Genomic DNA, 15,858 nt, shown 5'->3' on the forward strand with positions numbered 1-15,858 from the left:
GGGCATGACCTCGACGCCCAGCAGCCTGATCCTCGCGACCCGCAACGCGGGCAAAGTCTCCGAACTGCGCGCCATCCTCTCCGACGCCGGCCTGCCCCACGGGCTGGTCGGCGCGGACGCGTACCCGGAGATCCCCGACGTCAAGGAGACCGGCGTCACCTTCGCCGAGAACGCCCTCCTCAAGGCCCACGCCCTGGCCCGAGCCACCGGTCTGCCCGCCGTCGCCGACGACTCCGGCCTCTGCGTGGACGTCCTGCACGGCGCCCCCGGCATCTTCTCCGCACGCTGGGTCGGCCGCCACGGCGACGACAAGGCCAACCTGGACCTGCTCCTCGCCCAGCTCGGCGACATCGCCGACGAGAACCGCGGAGCCCACTTCGCGTGCGCGGCGGCCCTCGCACTCCCCGACGGCACCGAACGCGTCGTGGAGGGCCGCCTCCTCGGCACCCTGCGCCACTCCCCGTCGGGCACGGGCGGCTTCGGCTACGACCCGATCCTCCAGCCCGTCGGCGAGTCCCGCACCTGCGCGGAACTGACCCCGGCCGAGAAGAACGCCATCTCCCACCGCGGCCAGGCCTTCCGCGCCCTGGTCCCCTTCATCCGCGCCCTCCTGGACTGACGACACCCGCACACGCCGAAGGGCGGTGTTCCTGTGGGGAACACCGCCCTTTCGTCGTGGGCCCGGTGGGACTCGAACCCACGACACACCGGACCTAAACCGGCGCCCTCTCGGCCAGCTGGGGTACGGACCCGTGCGACCACCTTACTGGTCGCGGACAGCAGTCCGTTGCGAAGGGACGGCCTTGCGCCCCGGCTTGGCGAAGGTCAGGGTCTGGCTGTGGCACGAGGGGCACAGACAGCGGAGATTCGCTCGGCGATTGTCCAGCCGGTCACCGTTGACGTGATCGATCTCGAGGACGAGTCTGCGGCCGCGCCAGACGTCCCCGATACCGCACTCCGCACACACATGCGGGACGCCGACGTCGTCGAGGGCACGGCGGAGCGTCGCCGTCTTGGTGCGTGCGGATCCGTCGTCGAGCCGCCTGAGGATCTCCGCCGCGGACCTGCGCCCGGGCGATCGGCTGCCAAGGGCGTGTCCCTGCCCCGTGAAGTGCCCGGTCGCCAGCCCGTACTCCTCGATGCTGCGCCGTGCCTTGGCGCGTGCGGCTCCGTCGTACGGATGGTGGCCGAGCGCGCGCATGACGTCCGCCATGCTCTTCGACCCGGCGACTGCGGGTTCGATCTCGTCGCGGGCGAAGAAGCGGCGCGACAGCGCAGGGGGCCGGTGCGAGAAGTGCGACGTGTCGATCCCGAAGCGATCGAGCAGCTTGCCGATGTGCACAGGGGCACTGTTGTAGGGCTCGACGCCCATGAAAGAGAGCATCCCGGCGATGCTGTCCGTGCGGGCCGCCGCTTCCCGGAGCCGTTCCGCCGTGTAGCGCTGCCGGATCCTGACGGGGAGTGGCTCGTCCACGAAGTGGGAGGTGTCGATCCCGTAGTGGGCCAGCCTGGCGCCCACGTACCGGCGGGGGCCTGCCAGGAGCGGCACGCCCAGCAGCCTCAGCAGGTCGACCAGACTGGTGGCCCGGGGCGCGGTTCGGCTGAGCAGGTCCCTGGTGAACCTGACCTCGCTCATGCGGGCTTCCTCCCCTTGCGGCCACGGTAAGTGTCCGTGGTCGCGTGACAGTTGGGGCACAGGAGACGGAGGTTCTCCCGCCGGTTGTCCCACCACTCGCCATTGACGTGATCGACCTCGTGGCGGAGCGGCCTGCCGTTCCAGGACGGGCCGATCCCGCACTCGGCGCACACCTCCGGCACTCCGGCCTTCAGCAGCTGACGCAGGAGGCGCTCGCCCGGGACCCTGCCGTCCTGCGGCTTCCTGAGCGACAGAGTCGGCCCCAGCGCCCCCTTCGGACGGGGATTGCGGGTGGCGGCGAAATGGGACGTGTCGATACCCAGGGCCGCGATGCGCCGGGAGATGTGCGTCTGGTTGCCCCCGACGTTGCTGATGCCGAGGCGCTTGACCACCTCCACGACGGATGCGGACTCGGCCACCAGCTCCCGGAGCCGCGCCTCTGTGTGCCGTGCCCACGTGGTGGGGAAATGGGAGCAGTCGACCCCGCTCTCCCGCATCTTCGCCCGCAGGTAGCGCCTGCTGCCGCTGCTGGGTGTGCCCCCGCACCACCGGACGGCGTCGTCCCAGTTGTCCGTCCCGCGAGCTGCCGCTCGCAGCAGCTCCGGCGTGTACCTGACCCCCACGGCTCTCCCCTCCCGGCCACGCGTGCGGCCCTCGTACGGAGTAACGAGCCGGTGACCGGACGGGTGCGGCTCGGAGCGGCCGACAAGCGGAGCGGGCCGCGCCGGGTGGGGCGGCCCGCTCGGGGGTCAGATGGCCAGGTCCTTGAGGATCTTGGCCACGTGGCCCGTCGCCTTCACGTTGTAGAAGGCGTGCTCGACCTTGCCCGACTCGTCGACGACCACCGTGGAGCGGATGACGCCCGTGACCGTCTTGCCGTACAGCTTCTTCTCGCCGAAGGCCCCGTACGCCGCCAGCGTCTCCTTCTCCGGGTCGCTGACCAGCGTGACCTTCAGGTGCTCCTGCTCGCGGAACTTCGCCAGCTTCTCCGGCTTGTCGGGGGAGACGCCGATGACGTCGTAGCCGGCCGCGGCCAGGACGTCCAGGTTGTCCGTGAAGTCGCACGCCTGCTTCGTGCAGCCCGGCGTCAGCGCGGAGGGGTAGAAGTAGACGATCACCTTCCGGCCCTTGTGGTCGGCGAGCGAGACCTCGTTGCCGTCCGCGTCGGGCAGGGTGAAGGCGGGGGCGGTGTCGCCCGGCTGGAGTCGCTCGCTCATCTGACAGTCTCCTCGGGAGGGGATCGGTACGTCACGAGACTAAGCTGACAGACTGTTCACGGCGGACTACGCCCCCACACGATCACGACCACGACGACGGAGGCAGCGCGGTGTCGGAAGCCAGGACCCCCGCACAGATCGAGGCGGACATCGTCCGCCGCCGCGAGCAGCTCGCCGAGACGCTCGACGAGATCGGCGTGCGCATGCACCCGCAGACGATCATCGGGGACGCGCGGGCCCGGGTCGCCTCGACCGTCGACCAGACCGCGGGGCGGGCCTTCGCCTCCGTGAACCGCGTCGTGACCGACCTGCGTGACGGCATGCGGCACGAGGACGGGAGCCCGCGCCTGGAGCGCGTCGTCCCCGTCGCGCTGCTCGCGGTCGGTGTGGTCGGGCTGCTCGTGGTCTCGGCGCGCCGCAGGCGCGGATGACCCTGCGCGGTACGGGAGGCGTGCGGACAGGTAGGTTCGGGGCGTGAGCGAGAACACCACCCACGACAAGCTGCCCATCCGCATGCTGCACGACCGCGTGCTCGTGAAGTCCGACCTGCCCGAGGGCGAGCGGCGCTCCGGCGGCGGCATCCTGATCCCGGCGACGGCCGCGGTGGGCAAGCGGCTGGCCTGGGCCGAGGTCGTCGCGGTCGGGCAGAACGTCCGGACCGTCGAGCCCGGTGACCGGGTGCTGTACGACCCGGAGGACCGTGCCGAGGTCGAGGTGCGCGGGGCGACGTACGTGCTGATGCGCGAGCGGGACCTGCACGCCGTGGCCGCGGAGCGGCTGGAGGGGTCGGAGGACTCCACCGGGCTGTACCTGTAGCGGAGCGGCGGGAGGGGGCCGGTGGCGGAGGTCACCGGCCCTTTTCGCTGCCCTTTGCTACGGTGGGGGAGAACCCGACGAGACGCGCCGTACCGGGTACGACAAGACGACGCACCCCGTATCGCCCGATGTCTCGGAGGTGCCGTCATGGCCTGGGTTCTTCTTCTTCTCGCCGGTCTGCTCGAAGTGGGCTGGTCGATCGGCATGAAATTCACCGAGGGCTTCACCCGGCTCTGGCCCAGTGTGTTCACGGGCGCCGGGATCGTGGCCAGCATGGTGCTGCTGTCCTACGCCGCGAAGACGCTGCCCATCGGTACGGCGTACGGGGTGTGGGTGGGCATCGGCGCCGCCGGTGCCGCGGTGCTCGGTATGGCGGTGCTGGGTGAGCCCGTCACCGCCGCCCGGATCTTCTTCATCTGCCTGCTGCTGGTCGCCGTGGTGGGGCTCAAGGCGACCTCCGGTCACTGATCCCGGTCGCTGATCCCGGTCACCGATCCCGGTCACTGCCCCGGTTACCGGTCCCGCTCATTCGAGGAACGCCGACGGCGGGCGCGGGCCTCCGACGACGCCGCCGCCGTCGGAGCCGCCCGGGCCGCCGGTGCCGCCTTCGTCGCCCTGGCCGGTGCCATTGCCGGTGCCGGCATCGGTGCCCGTACCGCCGTTGTCCCGGCCGCCCTGGGTGCGGCCACCGTCCTGGCCGCCGTTGTCGCGGCCGCCCTGGGTGCGGCCCCCGTTGCCCTGGCCGCCGTTGTCCCGGCCGCCGTTGCCCTGGCCGCCGTTGCCCTGGCCTCCGTTGTCCTGCCCGCCGTTGTCCTGCCCCGCGTTGTCCTGGCCGCCGGACGGTGGGGTCGGCCGGGACGAGGGGGACGGGCCGTCCTCGTCCGGGGTCTCCTCGGGCGGGTTCGACTGCGAGGAGGGCGGCGGCGGGGGCGGTGCGGCGCCCGGCTGGAGGTCGAGGTCGAAGTCGACGGGGTCGGTGGCCTCCAGTGCGGCCTTCGTGTACGCGGCCCAGATCCGGGCCGGGTAGCCGCCACCGCCGATGCGGGATTCGCCGAGTGCCCCGTACAGCGATTGCAGCGTGCCGGTGTCGGGGTCCTGGCCCATCATCGCGACCACCGTGACCAGGTTCGGGGTGTAGGCCGCGAACCACGCCGAGCGGTCCAGCTCGCCGGTGCCCGTCTTGCCGGCGGCGGGGTGGCCGGCGGCGAGGGCGGCCGTGCCGGTGCCGTTGTCGACGACGCTGACCAGCATGGACGTGGTGGTGTCGGCGGCTTCGCGGCTGATGGCCTGGACGGGGGTCCGTTCGGGCAGGGGGATCTTGTCGCCGCCCTTCGCGATCTCCTCGACGAAGGTGTAGGGGGTGCGGCGACCGTGGTCGGCGAGGGTCGCGTAGGCCTGCGTCATGTCGAGGACGCTGGCCTGGAGGGTGCCGAGCGCCATGGCCGGGCCGACCACGAAATTCGGGGTGTCCTCGGGGACGCCCAGGTCGATGGCGGTCTTCTTGACCCGGGCGGTGCCGACGTCGACGGCCATCTGCGCGTACACGGCGTTCACCGAGAGGTCGGTGGCGGTGTTGACGGTGATGTTGCCGTAGGAGACCTGGCCCTCGTTCTCCGGGGCGAAGCGGATCCGGCCGCCGACGACGGGGCGCTTGTTGTCGCCGTTGTAGACCGTGTTGGGGGTGATCCTGCGGCCGTCCTGGGTGCGGGAGCCGTTCTCGACGGCGGCCGCGAAGACGAACGGCTTGAAGGTGGAGGCGACCTGGTAGTCGTGCCGGGTCGCGTTGTTGACGTACTGCCGGGTGTAGTCGACACCGCCGTACATGGCGACGACCTTGCCGGTGGCCGGGTCGATGGAGACGCCGCCGGCCCGCACCAGCCGGTCCGCCGTGCGGGTCTCGGGTCGGAGCTTGCCGAGCATCTGGTCGTCGACGGCCTCGACGAAGTCGGCCTGGCGGCGCCGGTCGATGGTGGTGCGGATGCGGTAGCCGCCCTCGGCGAGGGTCTTGTCGTCGAGGATCTCGCGGTCGAGGATGAACTCCTTCACCGCCTCGACGAGGTAGCCGCGCTGGCCGGACAGGCCGGCGGCGGCCCGTACCTTGCCGGGTTCGGGGAACCGCGTGGCGGCGCGCTCGGCGGCGGGCAGCCAGCCCTTCTTCACCATGCCGTCGAGTACGTAGTTCCAGCGGGCGAGTGCGCGGGGGCGGCTCTGCGGGTGGGAGACGACGTCGAAGGCGCTGGGGGAGTTCAGGAGGGTGGCGAGGTAGGCGCCCTCTGCGGTGGTGAGGCTGCCGACGTCCTTGCCGTAGTAGGCCTGCGATGCGGCCTGGATGCCGTAGGCGTTGCGGCCGAAGTAGCTGGTGTTGAGGTAGCCCTCCAGGATGTAGGCCTTCGACTTCTCGCGGCCGAGTTTGATCGCGATGAAGAATTCCTTGGCCTTGCGCTTGAGGGTCTGTTCCTGGCCCAGGTAGTAGTTCTTGACGTACTGCTGGGTGATCGTCGAACCGGACTGGGTGCCTTTGCCGGTGGCGGTGTTCCAGGCGGCGCGGACCATGGCCTTGGGGTCCACCGCCCGTTCGGAGTAGAAGTCCCGGTCCTCCGCGGCCAGTACGGCCTCCTGGACGGTCAGCGGGACCTGCGAGAGGGGCACGTTGACGCGGTTGACCTCGCCGTCGCGGGCGATCAGGGAGTCGTCGGAGTAGAGGTAGACGTTGGACTGCGCGGTCGCGGCGGCGTTGGCCGGGGGGATGTCGACCAGCAGGTAACCGGCCACGAGGCCGCCGCCGATCAGGAGGGCGAGGAGCAGGACGGTGCCGAGGACCATGCGCCAGGTGGGGAGGAGGCGGCGCGGGCCGGTCCGCCGCCGGCGGGCCTTCTTCCCGGCGCGGTCCGGACGGCCCGGGCGGTCCGGGTGGTCGAGGTGTCCCGGGCGGCCCGGTCCGTCCCGGCCGCCCGCGCCGTCCCGGCCGCCCGCGCCGCCCGCGGGCGGGGTGTCCGGGTCGCGAGGGGTCCAGCCCGCGGGTGGTGACGGGTCGCTCATCTCCAGGACTCCTCGACGCTGTTCGAAATATCCACTTCTGTACCTCATGGTGTCTACCCGATGGCCGGTGACAACCGCTCCGGACGGGGGTAAATCGGTCGCGTGGCTCGCCCCTCCGCACTAAGCTCGCGCGCTTTGGCCGACGTAGGAACGACGTGGAAAACGGAGGGGATACGGTGCGCCAGAGAGTGGCCCTTTACGGTGCGGTCGCGGCCGGCGGATTCCGGCGCTACGCCACCTACGGGACGGCGACCGCGGCGGGCGTGTTCACCAACACCGTCTTCGGGTTCATCGTCGCGTTCACGTACATCGCGCTGTGGGAGCAGCGCCCCGGCCTCGGCGGCTACGACCAGGCCCAGGCCCTGACCTTCGTCTGGGTGAGCCAGTCGCTGCTGGCCGCCGGGGCGTTGATCGGCGGCGGGTTCCACGAGGAGGTCCAGGAGCGGGTGCGTACGGGCGACATCGCCGTCGACCTGTACCGGCCCGCCGACCTGCAGCTGTGGTGGCTGGCGGCCGACATGGGCCGGGCCGCCTTCCAGCTGGTGGGGCGGGGACTGGTGCCGCTGGCGGCGGGGGCGCTGGTCTTCCGGCTGGCGCTGCCCACGGACCCGGCGCGCTGGCTGCTGTTCCTGGTGTCCGTGACGCTCGGGCTGGTGGTGGGCTTCGCCCTGCGCTACCTGCTGGGGCTGCTGGCCTTCTGGCTGCTGGACGGGTCCGGGATCAACCTGATGGCGACCGTCGCCTCGATCTTCTTCTCGGGGATGCTGCTGCCGCTGACCGTCTTCCCCGGCGCCTTCGGAGAGTTCGTGCGGGTCCTGCCGTGGGCGGCGATGCTCCAGGTGCCGCTGGACGTGCTGCTGGGCGAGCACGCGGGGGCCGGGGACGCGGCCGGCGCGCTGGGCTTCCAGGCGGTCTGGGTCCTCGTCCTGCTGGGCGCGGGACGGCTGTTGCAGTCGGCGGCGACGCGGAAGGTGGTGGTCCAGGGTGGCTGAGGCGGTACTGGAGCGGGAGTTCGCGGATCTGGAGGTGCCGCGGGCGCGGAGCCGGGTCCGCGAGGGGCTGCGCGGCTACGGCCTGATCGTGGCGATGTGGATCCGGTCGACGATGACGTACCGGACGTCCTTCGTCCTGTCGACGCTGGGGAACGCGGCGATCACACTGCTGGACTTCGTCGCGATCTACATCATGTTCTCGCACGTGGACGTCCTCGGCGGCTTCACGCTGCCCGAGGTCGCCCTGCTGTACGGGTCCTGCTCGGCGTCCCTGGGGCTGGCGGACCTGCTGCTGGGCAACACCGACCGGATCGGCGCCCGGATCCGCGACGGTTCGCTCGACACCATGCTGGTGCGTCCGGTGCCGCTGCTCGCGCAGGTCGCCGCCGACCGGTTCGCGCTGCGTCGGCTGGGCCGGGTCGGGCAGGGGCTGGGGGTGCTGGGCTGGGCGCTGTGGACGCTGGACCTGGAGTGGACGGCCGGGAAGGTGCTGCTGGTGCCGGTGATGCTGGTGGCGGGCGGGTCGATCTTCGCGGCGGTGATGGTGGCGGGGGCCGCCTTCCAGTTCGTCGCCGGGGACGCGGCGGAGGTGCAGAACTCCTTCACGTACGGCGGCTGCACCATGCTGCAGTACCCGCCGACGGTCTTCGCGACGGACCTGCTGCGCGGGGTGACCTTCGTCGTGCCGCTGGCCTTCGTCAACTGGCTGCCCGCGCTGTACGTGCTGGGGCGGCCCGATCCGCTGGGACTGCCGGGGTGGGTGGCGTTCCTGAGCCCGCTGGTGGCCCTGGCGGTGTTCGTGCCCGCGTCGCTGGCCTGGCGCGCGGGTGTCCGTTCGTACCGGAGCACGGGGAGCTGAGCCGTGGTGGATGATGCGCTGATCTCGCTGGACGGGGTCGAGAAGGTCTTCGAGGTACGGCGCCGGGTGGGCCTGGTACGCCGGGAGAAACGCCGGGTCAGGGCGGTGGACGGGATCAGCTTCGAGGTCGCCCGGGGGGAGATGGTCGGCTACATCGGGCCCAACGGGGCCGGGAAGTCGACGACGATCAAGATGCTGACGGGCATCCTGACGCCGAGCGGTGGCCGGCTGCGGGTCGCGGGCATCGACCCGGCGCGGGAGCGGGTGCGTCTGGCGCAGCGGATCGGGGTGGTCTTCGGGCAGCGCACGACGCTGTGGTGGGACCTGCCGCTGAAGGACTCCTACGGGCTGATGCGGCGGATGTACCGGGTGCCGCGGGCGCGGTTCGAGGAGAACCTGGAGCGGTGCGTGGACCGGCTGGACCTGGCGGAGCTGCTGGACGTGCCGGTACGGCAGCTGTCGCTGGGGCAGCGGATGCGCGGGGACATCGCGGCGGCGCTGCTGCACGATCCGGACGTGCTGTACCTGGACGAGCCGACGATCGGGCTGGACGTGGTGAGCAAGGCGAAGGTACGGGGCTTCCTGCGGCAGTTGAACGAGGAGCGCGGCACGACGGTGCTGCTGACCACGCACGACCTGCAGGACATCGAGCAGCTCTGCGAGCGGGTGATGGTGATCGACCACGGGCGGCTGATGTACGACGGGCCGCTGGGCGGGCTGCACGCGGCGGGGTCGGTGGCGGAGAGCGAGCGGACGCTGGTGGTGGACCTGGAGCGGGAGCTGGCGCCGATCAGCGTGCCGGGGGCGCGGGTGGTGAGGGTGGAGGGGCCGAGGCAGTGGCTGGCGTTCCCGGCGGGGGCGTCGGCGGCGCCGCTGGTGTCGGCGGTGGCGGCGGCGTACCCGCTGGTGGACCTGTCGGTGCGGGAGCCGGACATCGAGGACGTGATCGCGCGGATGTACGCGGGGCGGGGCTGAGCGGCGGGGTCCCGGCCGGGCCTCGGGGGTGCTCTCAGGGTTCGGTCGGGGGCGGTATCAGGGGCGGGACCATACAACTCCCGGGCGTGCGTGCATAGTCTGGTGCGTATGAGTGACGAGCGGCCGGAGAAGCCGTTGCCGGAGTTGAGGGCGTCGGATGCCGACCGGGAGCGGGTGGTGGAGCGCCTTCGGGACGCCGTCGCCGAGGGCCGGCTGGACATGGACGAGTTCGAGGAGCGGCTGGAGGCGGCGTACAAGTCCCGTACGTACGCCGAGCTGGAGCCGCTGACGGCCGACCTTCCGGCGCCGACGGGCCCGGCGGCCGCCCCGCCCGCGACGGTGGAGCCGGGCGGCTCCGCCTGGCCGGGCCGGATCGGCGGGACGGGGTCGTCGGGGCTGGCCGTCGCGGTGATGTCGGGCTTCCAGCGCAAGGGGCGGTGGACGGTACCGCCGCGCTTCGACGCGGTCGCGTTCTGGGGCGGTGGTGAGCTGGACCTGCGGGAGGCGGACTTCGCGCAGCGCGAGGTGGTGATCAACTGCGTCGCGGTGATGGGCGGGATCGAGATCACGGTGCCGCCCGGGGTGGACGTGGACGTGCGGGGCTTCGGCTTCATGGGGGCGTTCGACCAGCGGGACAGCCCGGGGCCGACGGAGCCGGGCGCTCCGCGGGTGGTGGTGACGGGGTTCGCCTTCTGGGGCGGGGTGGAGGTCAAGGTCAAACCCCCGAAGCGGCCGTCGCTGCGCAAGCAGCCGTAACGCTCCCCTCCGGCCGCTCCGCTCCCGCGGCGGGTGGCGGTGCTCGGGGCCGGCCTGCGGGCCGGTGGCTTCCGGGGCTCTGCCCCTGCGGCGGGTGGCGGTGCGGGGCCGGCCTGCGGGCCGGTGGTTGCTGGGGCTCCGCCCCTCCGCTCCCGCGGCGGGTGGCGGATCCGGGGTCGGCCTGCGGGCCGGTGGCTGCTGGGGCTCTGCCCCGGACCCCGCGCCTCAATCGCCGGCGGGGCTGGGTCTGGCTTCGTGATGTACGGGGCGGTGCCCCGCCGGAGTGTCTCCTCGGCTCGCGCGGAACCGTACTTCGCGGTTGTGCCCGGTGGTGCGCGCTCGTCCTGCGGGGACACTCCGCCGTGTCCCCACCCCGTCGCGGGGGGAGCGGGGACGGTGAGGGGTGTCCCCGCAGGACGAGCGCGCAACCCCCGGCCCACGACCGAGAAGGCTCGCGCGCGCCGAGCCGAGGAGACACCCCTCGGCGGCCCCGCGCACCGGCCCGCACCATCCAGCCTCGCCGGCGTTTGAGGCGCGGGGTCCGGGGCGGAGCCCCGGTGGCCACCGGTCCGGGGCGGCCCCGAGTACGCCTGCCCGCCGTCGGAGCGCAGGCGCGCCGAAGCCCCGCCGGCGTTTGAGGCGCAGGGTCTGGGGCAGCGCCCTAGAAACCGGCCGGGGGCCCCGGATCTGCTACCCGCCGCGGGAGCGGAGGCGCAGGGTCTGGGGCAGCGCCCTAGAAACCGGCCGGGGGGCCCGGATCTGCTACCCGCCGCGGGAGCGGAGGGAGCGGAGGGGGCGGAGCCCAGCACCACCGGCCGGGGCCGACCCCGGGTACGCCCCCCGCGGGAGCGGAAGGGCTCGGGGCCCGCCCACCCCGGACCGCCACCCGCCGCGGGAGCGGAAGGGCGTGGCGGGAACTCCACCGGGCTCCCAGGAGTCGGATGCTATGCAGACAAAACCGGCGCCCGGCGCCCCCGGGGGAAGGCAGGAGCACGTGGACGACCGCAGCACAGCCGGAGGCACCACCACGCCGCCGGCTCCACCACCACCGCCTCCGCCCCCCGCCCGCGGAGGGTTCGTGTTCAACGCCGCCGACGAGGAGCGCCGCCGCGGTGTCCGCCGGATGAAGGCCATCGCGACCGGCCTGCTGCTCCTGGTGGCGCTGGTCTACGTACTGGCCACGTACGCCGAGCACGCCGGCGCCGGCGCCTGGGCCGGCTACGTCGCCGCCGCCGCGGAGGCCGGCATGGTCGGCGCGCTCGCGGACTGGTTCGCCGTGACCGCCCTCTTCAAGCACCCGCTCGGCCTGCCGATCCCGCACACCGCGATCATCCCGACCAAGAAGGACCAGTTCGGGGCGACCCTGGGTGAGTTCGTCGGCGAGAACTTCCTCTCCTCCGACGTCGTCCGTGCCCGCCTCCACGCCCTCGGCATCGGCGGCCGGCTCGGCGCCTGGCTGGCGGAGCCCGCGCACGCCGACCGCGTCACCGCCGAACTGGCCACCGCCCTGCGCGGTGCGCTGACCGTCCTGCGCGACTCCGACGTGCAGGCCGTCGTGGGCGAGGCCATCACCCGGCGTGCCGAGTCCGCGGAGATCGCGCCGGGTCTGGGCAAGACCCTGCAGAAGGTCGTCGCCGACGGCGGCCACCGCCGCGCCGTCGACCTGGTCTGTGCCAAGGCGCACGACTGGCTGGTCACGCACGCGGACTCGATCACGGACGCCGTCCAGGGCGGAGCCCCCGGCTGGACCCCCCGGTTCGTGGACCGCAAGGTGGGCGAGCGCGTCTACAAGGAGCTGCTCCGCTTCGTGACGGAGATGCGGGACATGCCCGAGCACCCGGCGCGGGCCGCTGTGGACCGTTTCCTGCGGGACTTCGCGACCGACCTGCAGTCGGACACCGCGACGCGTGCGCGCGTGGAGCGCCTCAAGTCCGAGATCCTGGCCCGCGACGAGGTCCAGGACGTCATCGCGTCCGCCTGGTCCGCGATCCGCTCGATGATCATCTCGGCGGCGGAGGACGAGCAGAGCGAGCTGCGCCTGCGGGTCCGTTCCTCGCTGATCTCCCTGGGCGCGCGCCTGGCCACGGACGGCCGGCTGCAGGCGAAGGTGGAGGGCTGGATCGAGGGGGCGGTCGTCTACGTCGTCACGACCTACCGGCGGGAGATCACCTCGCTGATCACCGACACGGTGGCGGGCTGGGACGCCGAGCACACCTCCCGCAAGATCGAGGCCCACATCGGCCGGGACCTGCAGTTCATCCGTATCAACGGCACGGTGGTCGGCGCCCTGGCGGGCCTGCTGATCTACACGGTCTCCCGCGCGCTCGGCGCCTGACTCCGGCCGGGCGGTCCCGCCCGGGGCCGCCTGGCCGGAGTGCCGGTCAGGCGCGGTCGGAGACGGCCCAGGCGGTGGCGGCCACGACGGCCGCCGCGCCGACGACGGCGGGCCAGGCGCCGACCTTCTTGGCCAGGGGGTGCGCCCCCGCGAAGCCGACGAGGTACAGCGCCCCGAGCCCGGCCGCTGCGGGTACACCGCCGCTACGGTGCCACTCCCGTCCGGCCGCGAGGCCCGCTGCGCCGAGGACGACACCTCCAAGCGGGCGCTTCTTCGTCCACCGGGCGACGGCGTATCCGCCGACCAGCCCGGCTGCCGCCATCGCGGAACTCGGTACGCGTGCCATCTCGTACTCCCTCGTGCGTCTGTCCTATGAGCCGCCTTTTGCCGCGTACGAGGTTATCGTGACCGTCCCGCCATCCGGTGGGCGCCCAGCGCCCAAACCACCACAACCACGGCTCCGCCGATCACCCCATTGGGCACAGCGTCACGTACGGCGCGCGGAAGCACCGCCACCAGGCCGAGTACGAGCAGAAACGCAAGGGCACACCGGCCGGCAGCGCGAAGCAGTCTTTCCATGACTGCTCAACGCGCTCGCCGGCCTGCCGGCACGGATTAGCCGGATGGGCCGGACGGGCCGGACGGGCAACAGGACAGTATTGGGGTCGATTTGTCGCACACTCGCCGGATCCGCGCGATGCCCGCTTCCGGGAGCGCGGAGGGCATACATTCACTCTCCCTATCCAAAGGGGAAAATCCCCCATCCAAGCCATGAGGAGCCATGACACCGTGATCTGCTACGGACAGGCCATCCTCGACCTCACGGATGAACTGGTCGACACCTATGCCGACGTGTTCTCCGCCCCGCCGTGGAACGAGGACGAAGAAACCATTCGCCAGTTCGCCGTGCGCCTCCAGGCCGACACCCGGCGGGTCGGCTTTCGTACCGCCCTCGCGCAATCTCAAGCCGGTATCGACGGCTTCGCCACGGCCTGGGTCACCCCGTCCGCTTTCCCGGTCGGCCGCGCCTACGGCCAGGTCGCGGCGCAGCTCGGACGGGACCGCGTGAAGGAACTCCTGACCGGCGCGCTGGAGATCGACGAACTCGCCGTGCGACCGTACGCGCGCGGTCGCGGTACCGGGCGGGCGCTTCTCACTGAGATCACCGCCGACGCCCCGGACCAGCGCGCTTGGCTGCTGACCTCCCGCCTGGCCACCGATACCGTGGCGACGTACCGGCGGCTCGGCTGGCACGAGATCAAAGCGCGACCTGGCACCGAGACCGGCGTGATCGTTTTTCTGGCTCCCAAGCATCCCGGCCGCTAGCGGGTGTCCACCTGGCATGGCCGGGGCATCACCGCCCCATGATCAGCCCTCAGCAGCACCCCGAAGCATCAGTAAGCACCTCACGACGCCGGTACAACCTGGCCACTCGCCACCAGCTCATCGCCGCTGGCGTCCCCGGCGGCACGATTACCTCCCGTTCCCGCCCCGGCGGGCCCTGGCAACGTCTGCTTCCCAGGGTGTACCTCCTTCAGACGGGTCCCCCCGACCCGCGGCAACGTGCTCTCGCCGCTGTCCTCTATGCGGCCGAACCCGCCTCCGACCCTCTGTCAGGGGAGACGGCTGCCCTGACAGGCGGCGCCGCGCTCGCACTCCTCGGCATCCGCGACGCACGGTGCACTCCTGCCGATGTGCTGATCCGCGCCCCGCGGAGGCTGGGCGGCACCGCGGACGTCCGGCCGGTCCCGACCGCGCGGTGGCCCCGGACCATCACCGTCTCGGGCGTGCCCAGCACCCGGCCCATCCGGGCGGCCTCCGACTTCGCCGCCCGCTGCGAGGACGGTGACCGGCTCCGGTCGACCCTGGCCCACGTCGTGCAGGCCGGCTGGTGCCACCCGCAGGACCTGCACGAGGAACTGCGGGCTGCCCGCCTGCTCGGCCGACCGGCGGTCCGTGCCGCGGCAGCGGAGTTACTTGCCGGCGTCCGTTCGATCGCCGAGGCCCGGGCACGCGACAAGATCGAGAAGACGGACCTTCCGACCCCGCTGTGGAACGCTCGCCTGTACACACCTGAGGGGGCCTTCCTGGCCAGCCCAGACGCGTACTGGCCCGACGAGGGCGTGGCCCTGGAAGTCGACTCGGCGGAGTACCACTACACGCGTGACGCCTGGCACGCCACCCTCCGTCGTCGCCTGCGCCTGGAGGCGCACGGCGTCCTGGTGGTCAGTGCGACCCCTTCGATGATCCGGGACTCGCCCGCCGAAGTCCTGGCCGCCCTCCGTACGCTCCTCGCCCTTGCCGCCGCCCGCCTCGCCCCACCCGCGGCCCTGGTCCGCGGCCACCAGCAGCTCCCCCTTTTCCATGCGAGCTGATCACGGGGTGCCGCGTGTGGCGGCCTTGAGGAGGTACGCCACATCCTCTCCCCGGCCGGCGTGCCCCAGCGCGGCTGCGATGTTCAAGACCGCTTGTCGGTCGGCCCGTTCGCTGGCGCTCGAGAGGACGGACTCGGCAGCCTCATTCAGACCGGCGGTCCGGCAGGATTCGACTGCCTCCACGAGTTCGGCCGCGCTGAGGGTCCGCCCCGCTCGCCACAGCAGCAGGCCCGCGTCCCGATGCCTGCCGTCGGCGAGGTAGACATTGAGTGTCTTCAGCTCGGTCCAGCTGGTGTCGGGGACGGTCGTGCGCGGCCGGTCCCCCTCGTTGAGGGGGACCGGCCGCGCACGACGGGCCGAGGCTGCACTCACAGCAGCGCGAGAAAGGGATCGTCCGCTGCGCCGCCGCCCCCTTCTTTCAAGAGCGGACGGGCCAGCCGGACCGGCTGGTGACGGCGAAGCCGGCGTTTCGGGGATGGTGCCCGCAGCCTCCCCCGTAGGGACGTGAGGCACGCACGTGCAGTGCGGGACGCGGGCGAGGCGCCGCAGCTCCAGAAGCTCGGCCAGAGTGCAGGGCAACTTCACCGCTGCGGAACCAGAGGCGGACACTTCCTCCTCAATAGCCTCGAAGAAAGCCGTGACCTGCGGCTCTGTAGGTATGCGGCCGCCATTGAGGTGGTTGGAGAGGCTGGTCGGCACGAGGAAGCGCGACGCGGCGATCTCGGCCTGTGTGCGCGTGCTGCAGTCACGCAGCCTGCGCAGCATCAGAACCAGAACACGGTGCTCCGCCCCAAGGCTCAGGGGTAGTTCCTTCCACTTCCCGCTCTGTCGCGGCAACACAACTCCGTCCAACCGAAT

The 15,858-nt window shown here is 72.2% G+C and carries 17 protein-coding genes, 1 tRNA gene and 1 riboswitch; of the genes, 11 read left to right on the plus strand and 7 right to left on the minus strand.

Going from position 1 to position 15,858, the window contains the following annotated elements:
- Positions 1-4: 4 nt before the first annotated feature.
- Entirely contained in the window at positions 5-619 is a 615-nt protein-coding gene (gene rdgB, locus AC2RP6_RS24865; RefSeq protein WP_486448201.1) for an RdgB/HAM1 family non-canonical purine NTP pyrophosphatase, read from the plus strand.
- Positions 620-676: 57 nt separating this feature from the next.
- Here the strand turns inward: rdgB and AC2RP6_RS24870 are convergent.
- The 4 genes from AC2RP6_RS24870 to bcp all read right to left on the minus strand — a co-directional run bounded on the left by AC2RP6_RS24870 (position 677) and on the right by bcp (position 2,853).
- Positions 677-752 (minus strand) — tRNA-Leu (locus tag AC2RP6_RS24870).
- An 11-nt stretch (positions 753-763) separates the two neighbouring features.
- Entirely contained in the window at positions 764-1,636 is an 873-nt protein-coding gene (locus tag AC2RP6_RS24875) for an HNH endonuclease signature motif containing protein (RefSeq protein WP_486448202.1), read from the minus strand.
- Entirely contained in the window at positions 1,633-2,259 is a 627-nt protein-coding gene (locus AC2RP6_RS24880) for an HNH endonuclease signature motif containing protein (protein ID WP_486448203.1), read from the minus strand. Before AC2RP6_RS24880 ends, AC2RP6_RS24875 begins: the two co-directional genes overlap by 4 nt.
- Positions 2,260-2,385: 126 nt before the next feature.
- A complete protein-coding gene (gene bcp, locus AC2RP6_RS24885; protein ID WP_486448204.1) occupies positions 2,386-2,853 on the minus strand; it encodes a thioredoxin-dependent thiol peroxidase in 468 nt (155 codons plus the stop codon).
- 110 nt (positions 2,854-2,963) lie between these two features.
- Between bcp and AC2RP6_RS24890 the strand changes: the two genes are divergently transcribed.
- The 3 genes from AC2RP6_RS24890 (at position 2,964) to AC2RP6_RS24900 (ending at position 4,137) form a co-directional block, all read left to right on the plus strand.
- The gene (locus AC2RP6_RS24890) at positions 2,964-3,284 is read left to right on the plus strand and encodes a DUF3618 domain-containing protein (RefSeq protein ID WP_486448205.1); all 321 of its coding nucleotides are present in this window, start codon (positions 2,964-2,966) and stop codon (positions 3,282-3,284) included.
- A 43-nt stretch (positions 3,285-3,327) separates the two neighbouring features.
- The gene (locus AC2RP6_RS24895; protein ID WP_030009035.1) at positions 3,328-3,669 is read left to right on the plus strand and encodes a GroES family chaperonin; all 342 of its coding nucleotides are present in this window, start codon (positions 3,328-3,330) and stop codon (positions 3,667-3,669) included.
- A gap of 46 nt (positions 3,670-3,715) precedes the next feature.
- Positions 3,716-3,785: riboswitch (guanidine-III (ykkC-III) riboswitch) on the plus strand.
- 31 nt (positions 3,786-3,816) lie between these two features.
- Positions 3,817-4,137, plus strand: coding sequence for a DMT family transporter (locus AC2RP6_RS24900; protein WP_030026576.1), 321 nt, complete (start codon positions 3,817-3,819; stop codon positions 4,135-4,137).
- 57 nt (positions 4,138-4,194) lie between these two features.
- On the opposite strand, the gene AC2RP6_RS24905 is transcribed toward AC2RP6_RS24900, so the two are convergent.
- Positions 4,195-6,708, minus strand: a complete 2,514-nt coding sequence (locus AC2RP6_RS24905; protein WP_486448206.1) for a transglycosylase domain-containing protein — start codon at positions 6,706-6,708, stop codon at positions 4,195-4,197.
- Between the two features lie 176 nt (positions 6,709-6,884).
- Between AC2RP6_RS24905 and AC2RP6_RS24910 the strand changes: the two genes are divergently transcribed.
- From AC2RP6_RS24910 to AC2RP6_RS24930, 5 genes are all read left to right on the plus strand, one after another.
- Positions 6,885-7,700 (plus strand): ABC transporter permease, encoded by an 816-nt coding sequence (locus AC2RP6_RS24910; RefSeq protein ID WP_486448207.1) that lies wholly within the window; start codon positions 6,885-6,887, stop codon positions 7,698-7,700.
- Complete coding sequence (locus AC2RP6_RS24915; protein ID WP_486448208.1) at positions 7,693-8,559, plus strand: ABC transporter permease; 867 nt, start codon at positions 7,693-7,695, stop codon at positions 8,557-8,559. Before AC2RP6_RS24910 ends, AC2RP6_RS24915 begins: the two co-directional genes overlap by 8 nt.
- Positions 8,560-8,562: 3 nt before the next feature.
- Positions 8,563-9,534 carry an ABC transporter ATP-binding protein gene (locus tag AC2RP6_RS24920; RefSeq protein WP_486448209.1) on the plus strand — a complete coding sequence of 324 codons (972 nt, stop codon included), beginning with the start codon at positions 8,563-8,565 and terminating at the stop codon, positions 9,532-9,534.
- 108 nt (positions 9,535-9,642) lie between these two features.
- Entirely contained in the window at positions 9,643-10,290 is a 648-nt protein-coding gene (locus AC2RP6_RS24925) for a DUF1707 SHOCT-like domain-containing protein (RefSeq protein ID WP_486448210.1), read from the plus strand.
- A 946-nt stretch (positions 10,291-11,236) separates the two neighbouring features.
- Positions 11,237-12,625 carry a DUF445 domain-containing protein gene (locus AC2RP6_RS24930; RefSeq protein WP_486448211.1) on the plus strand — a complete coding sequence of 463 codons (1,389 nt, stop codon included), beginning with the start codon at positions 11,237-11,239 and terminating at the stop codon, positions 12,623-12,625.
- A gap of 46 nt (positions 12,626-12,671) precedes the next feature.
- On the opposite strand, the gene AC2RP6_RS24935 is transcribed toward AC2RP6_RS24930, so the two are convergent.
- Positions 12,672-12,971 carry a hypothetical protein gene (locus tag AC2RP6_RS24935; protein WP_486448212.1) on the minus strand — a complete coding sequence of 100 codons (300 nt, stop codon included), beginning with the start codon at positions 12,969-12,971 and terminating at the stop codon, positions 12,672-12,674.
- Positions 12,972-13,414: 443 nt separating this feature from the next.
- Here AC2RP6_RS24935 and AC2RP6_RS24940 point away from each other — a divergent pair, with 443 nt between their 5' ends.
- Positions 13,415-13,951 (plus strand): GNAT family N-acetyltransferase, encoded by a 537-nt coding sequence (locus AC2RP6_RS24940; RefSeq protein WP_486448213.1) that lies wholly within the window; start codon positions 13,415-13,417, stop codon positions 13,949-13,951.
- 461 nt (positions 13,952-14,412) lie between these two features.
- Positions 14,413-15,000 carry a hypothetical protein gene (locus AC2RP6_RS24945; RefSeq protein ID WP_486448214.1) on the plus strand — a complete coding sequence of 196 codons (588 nt, stop codon included), beginning with the start codon at positions 14,413-14,415 and terminating at the stop codon, positions 14,998-15,000.
- Here AC2RP6_RS24945 and AC2RP6_RS24950 read toward each other — a convergent pair whose 3' ends face one another.
- On the minus strand, positions 15,001-15,765 hold the full coding sequence (locus AC2RP6_RS24950; protein ID WP_486448215.1) for a hypothetical protein: 765 nt from the start codon (positions 15,763-15,765) through the stop codon (positions 15,001-15,003).
- Positions 15,766-15,858: the final 93 nt, after the last annotated feature.

The sequence above is a fragment of the Streptomyces sp. WAC03905 genome (assembly GCF_057371075.1).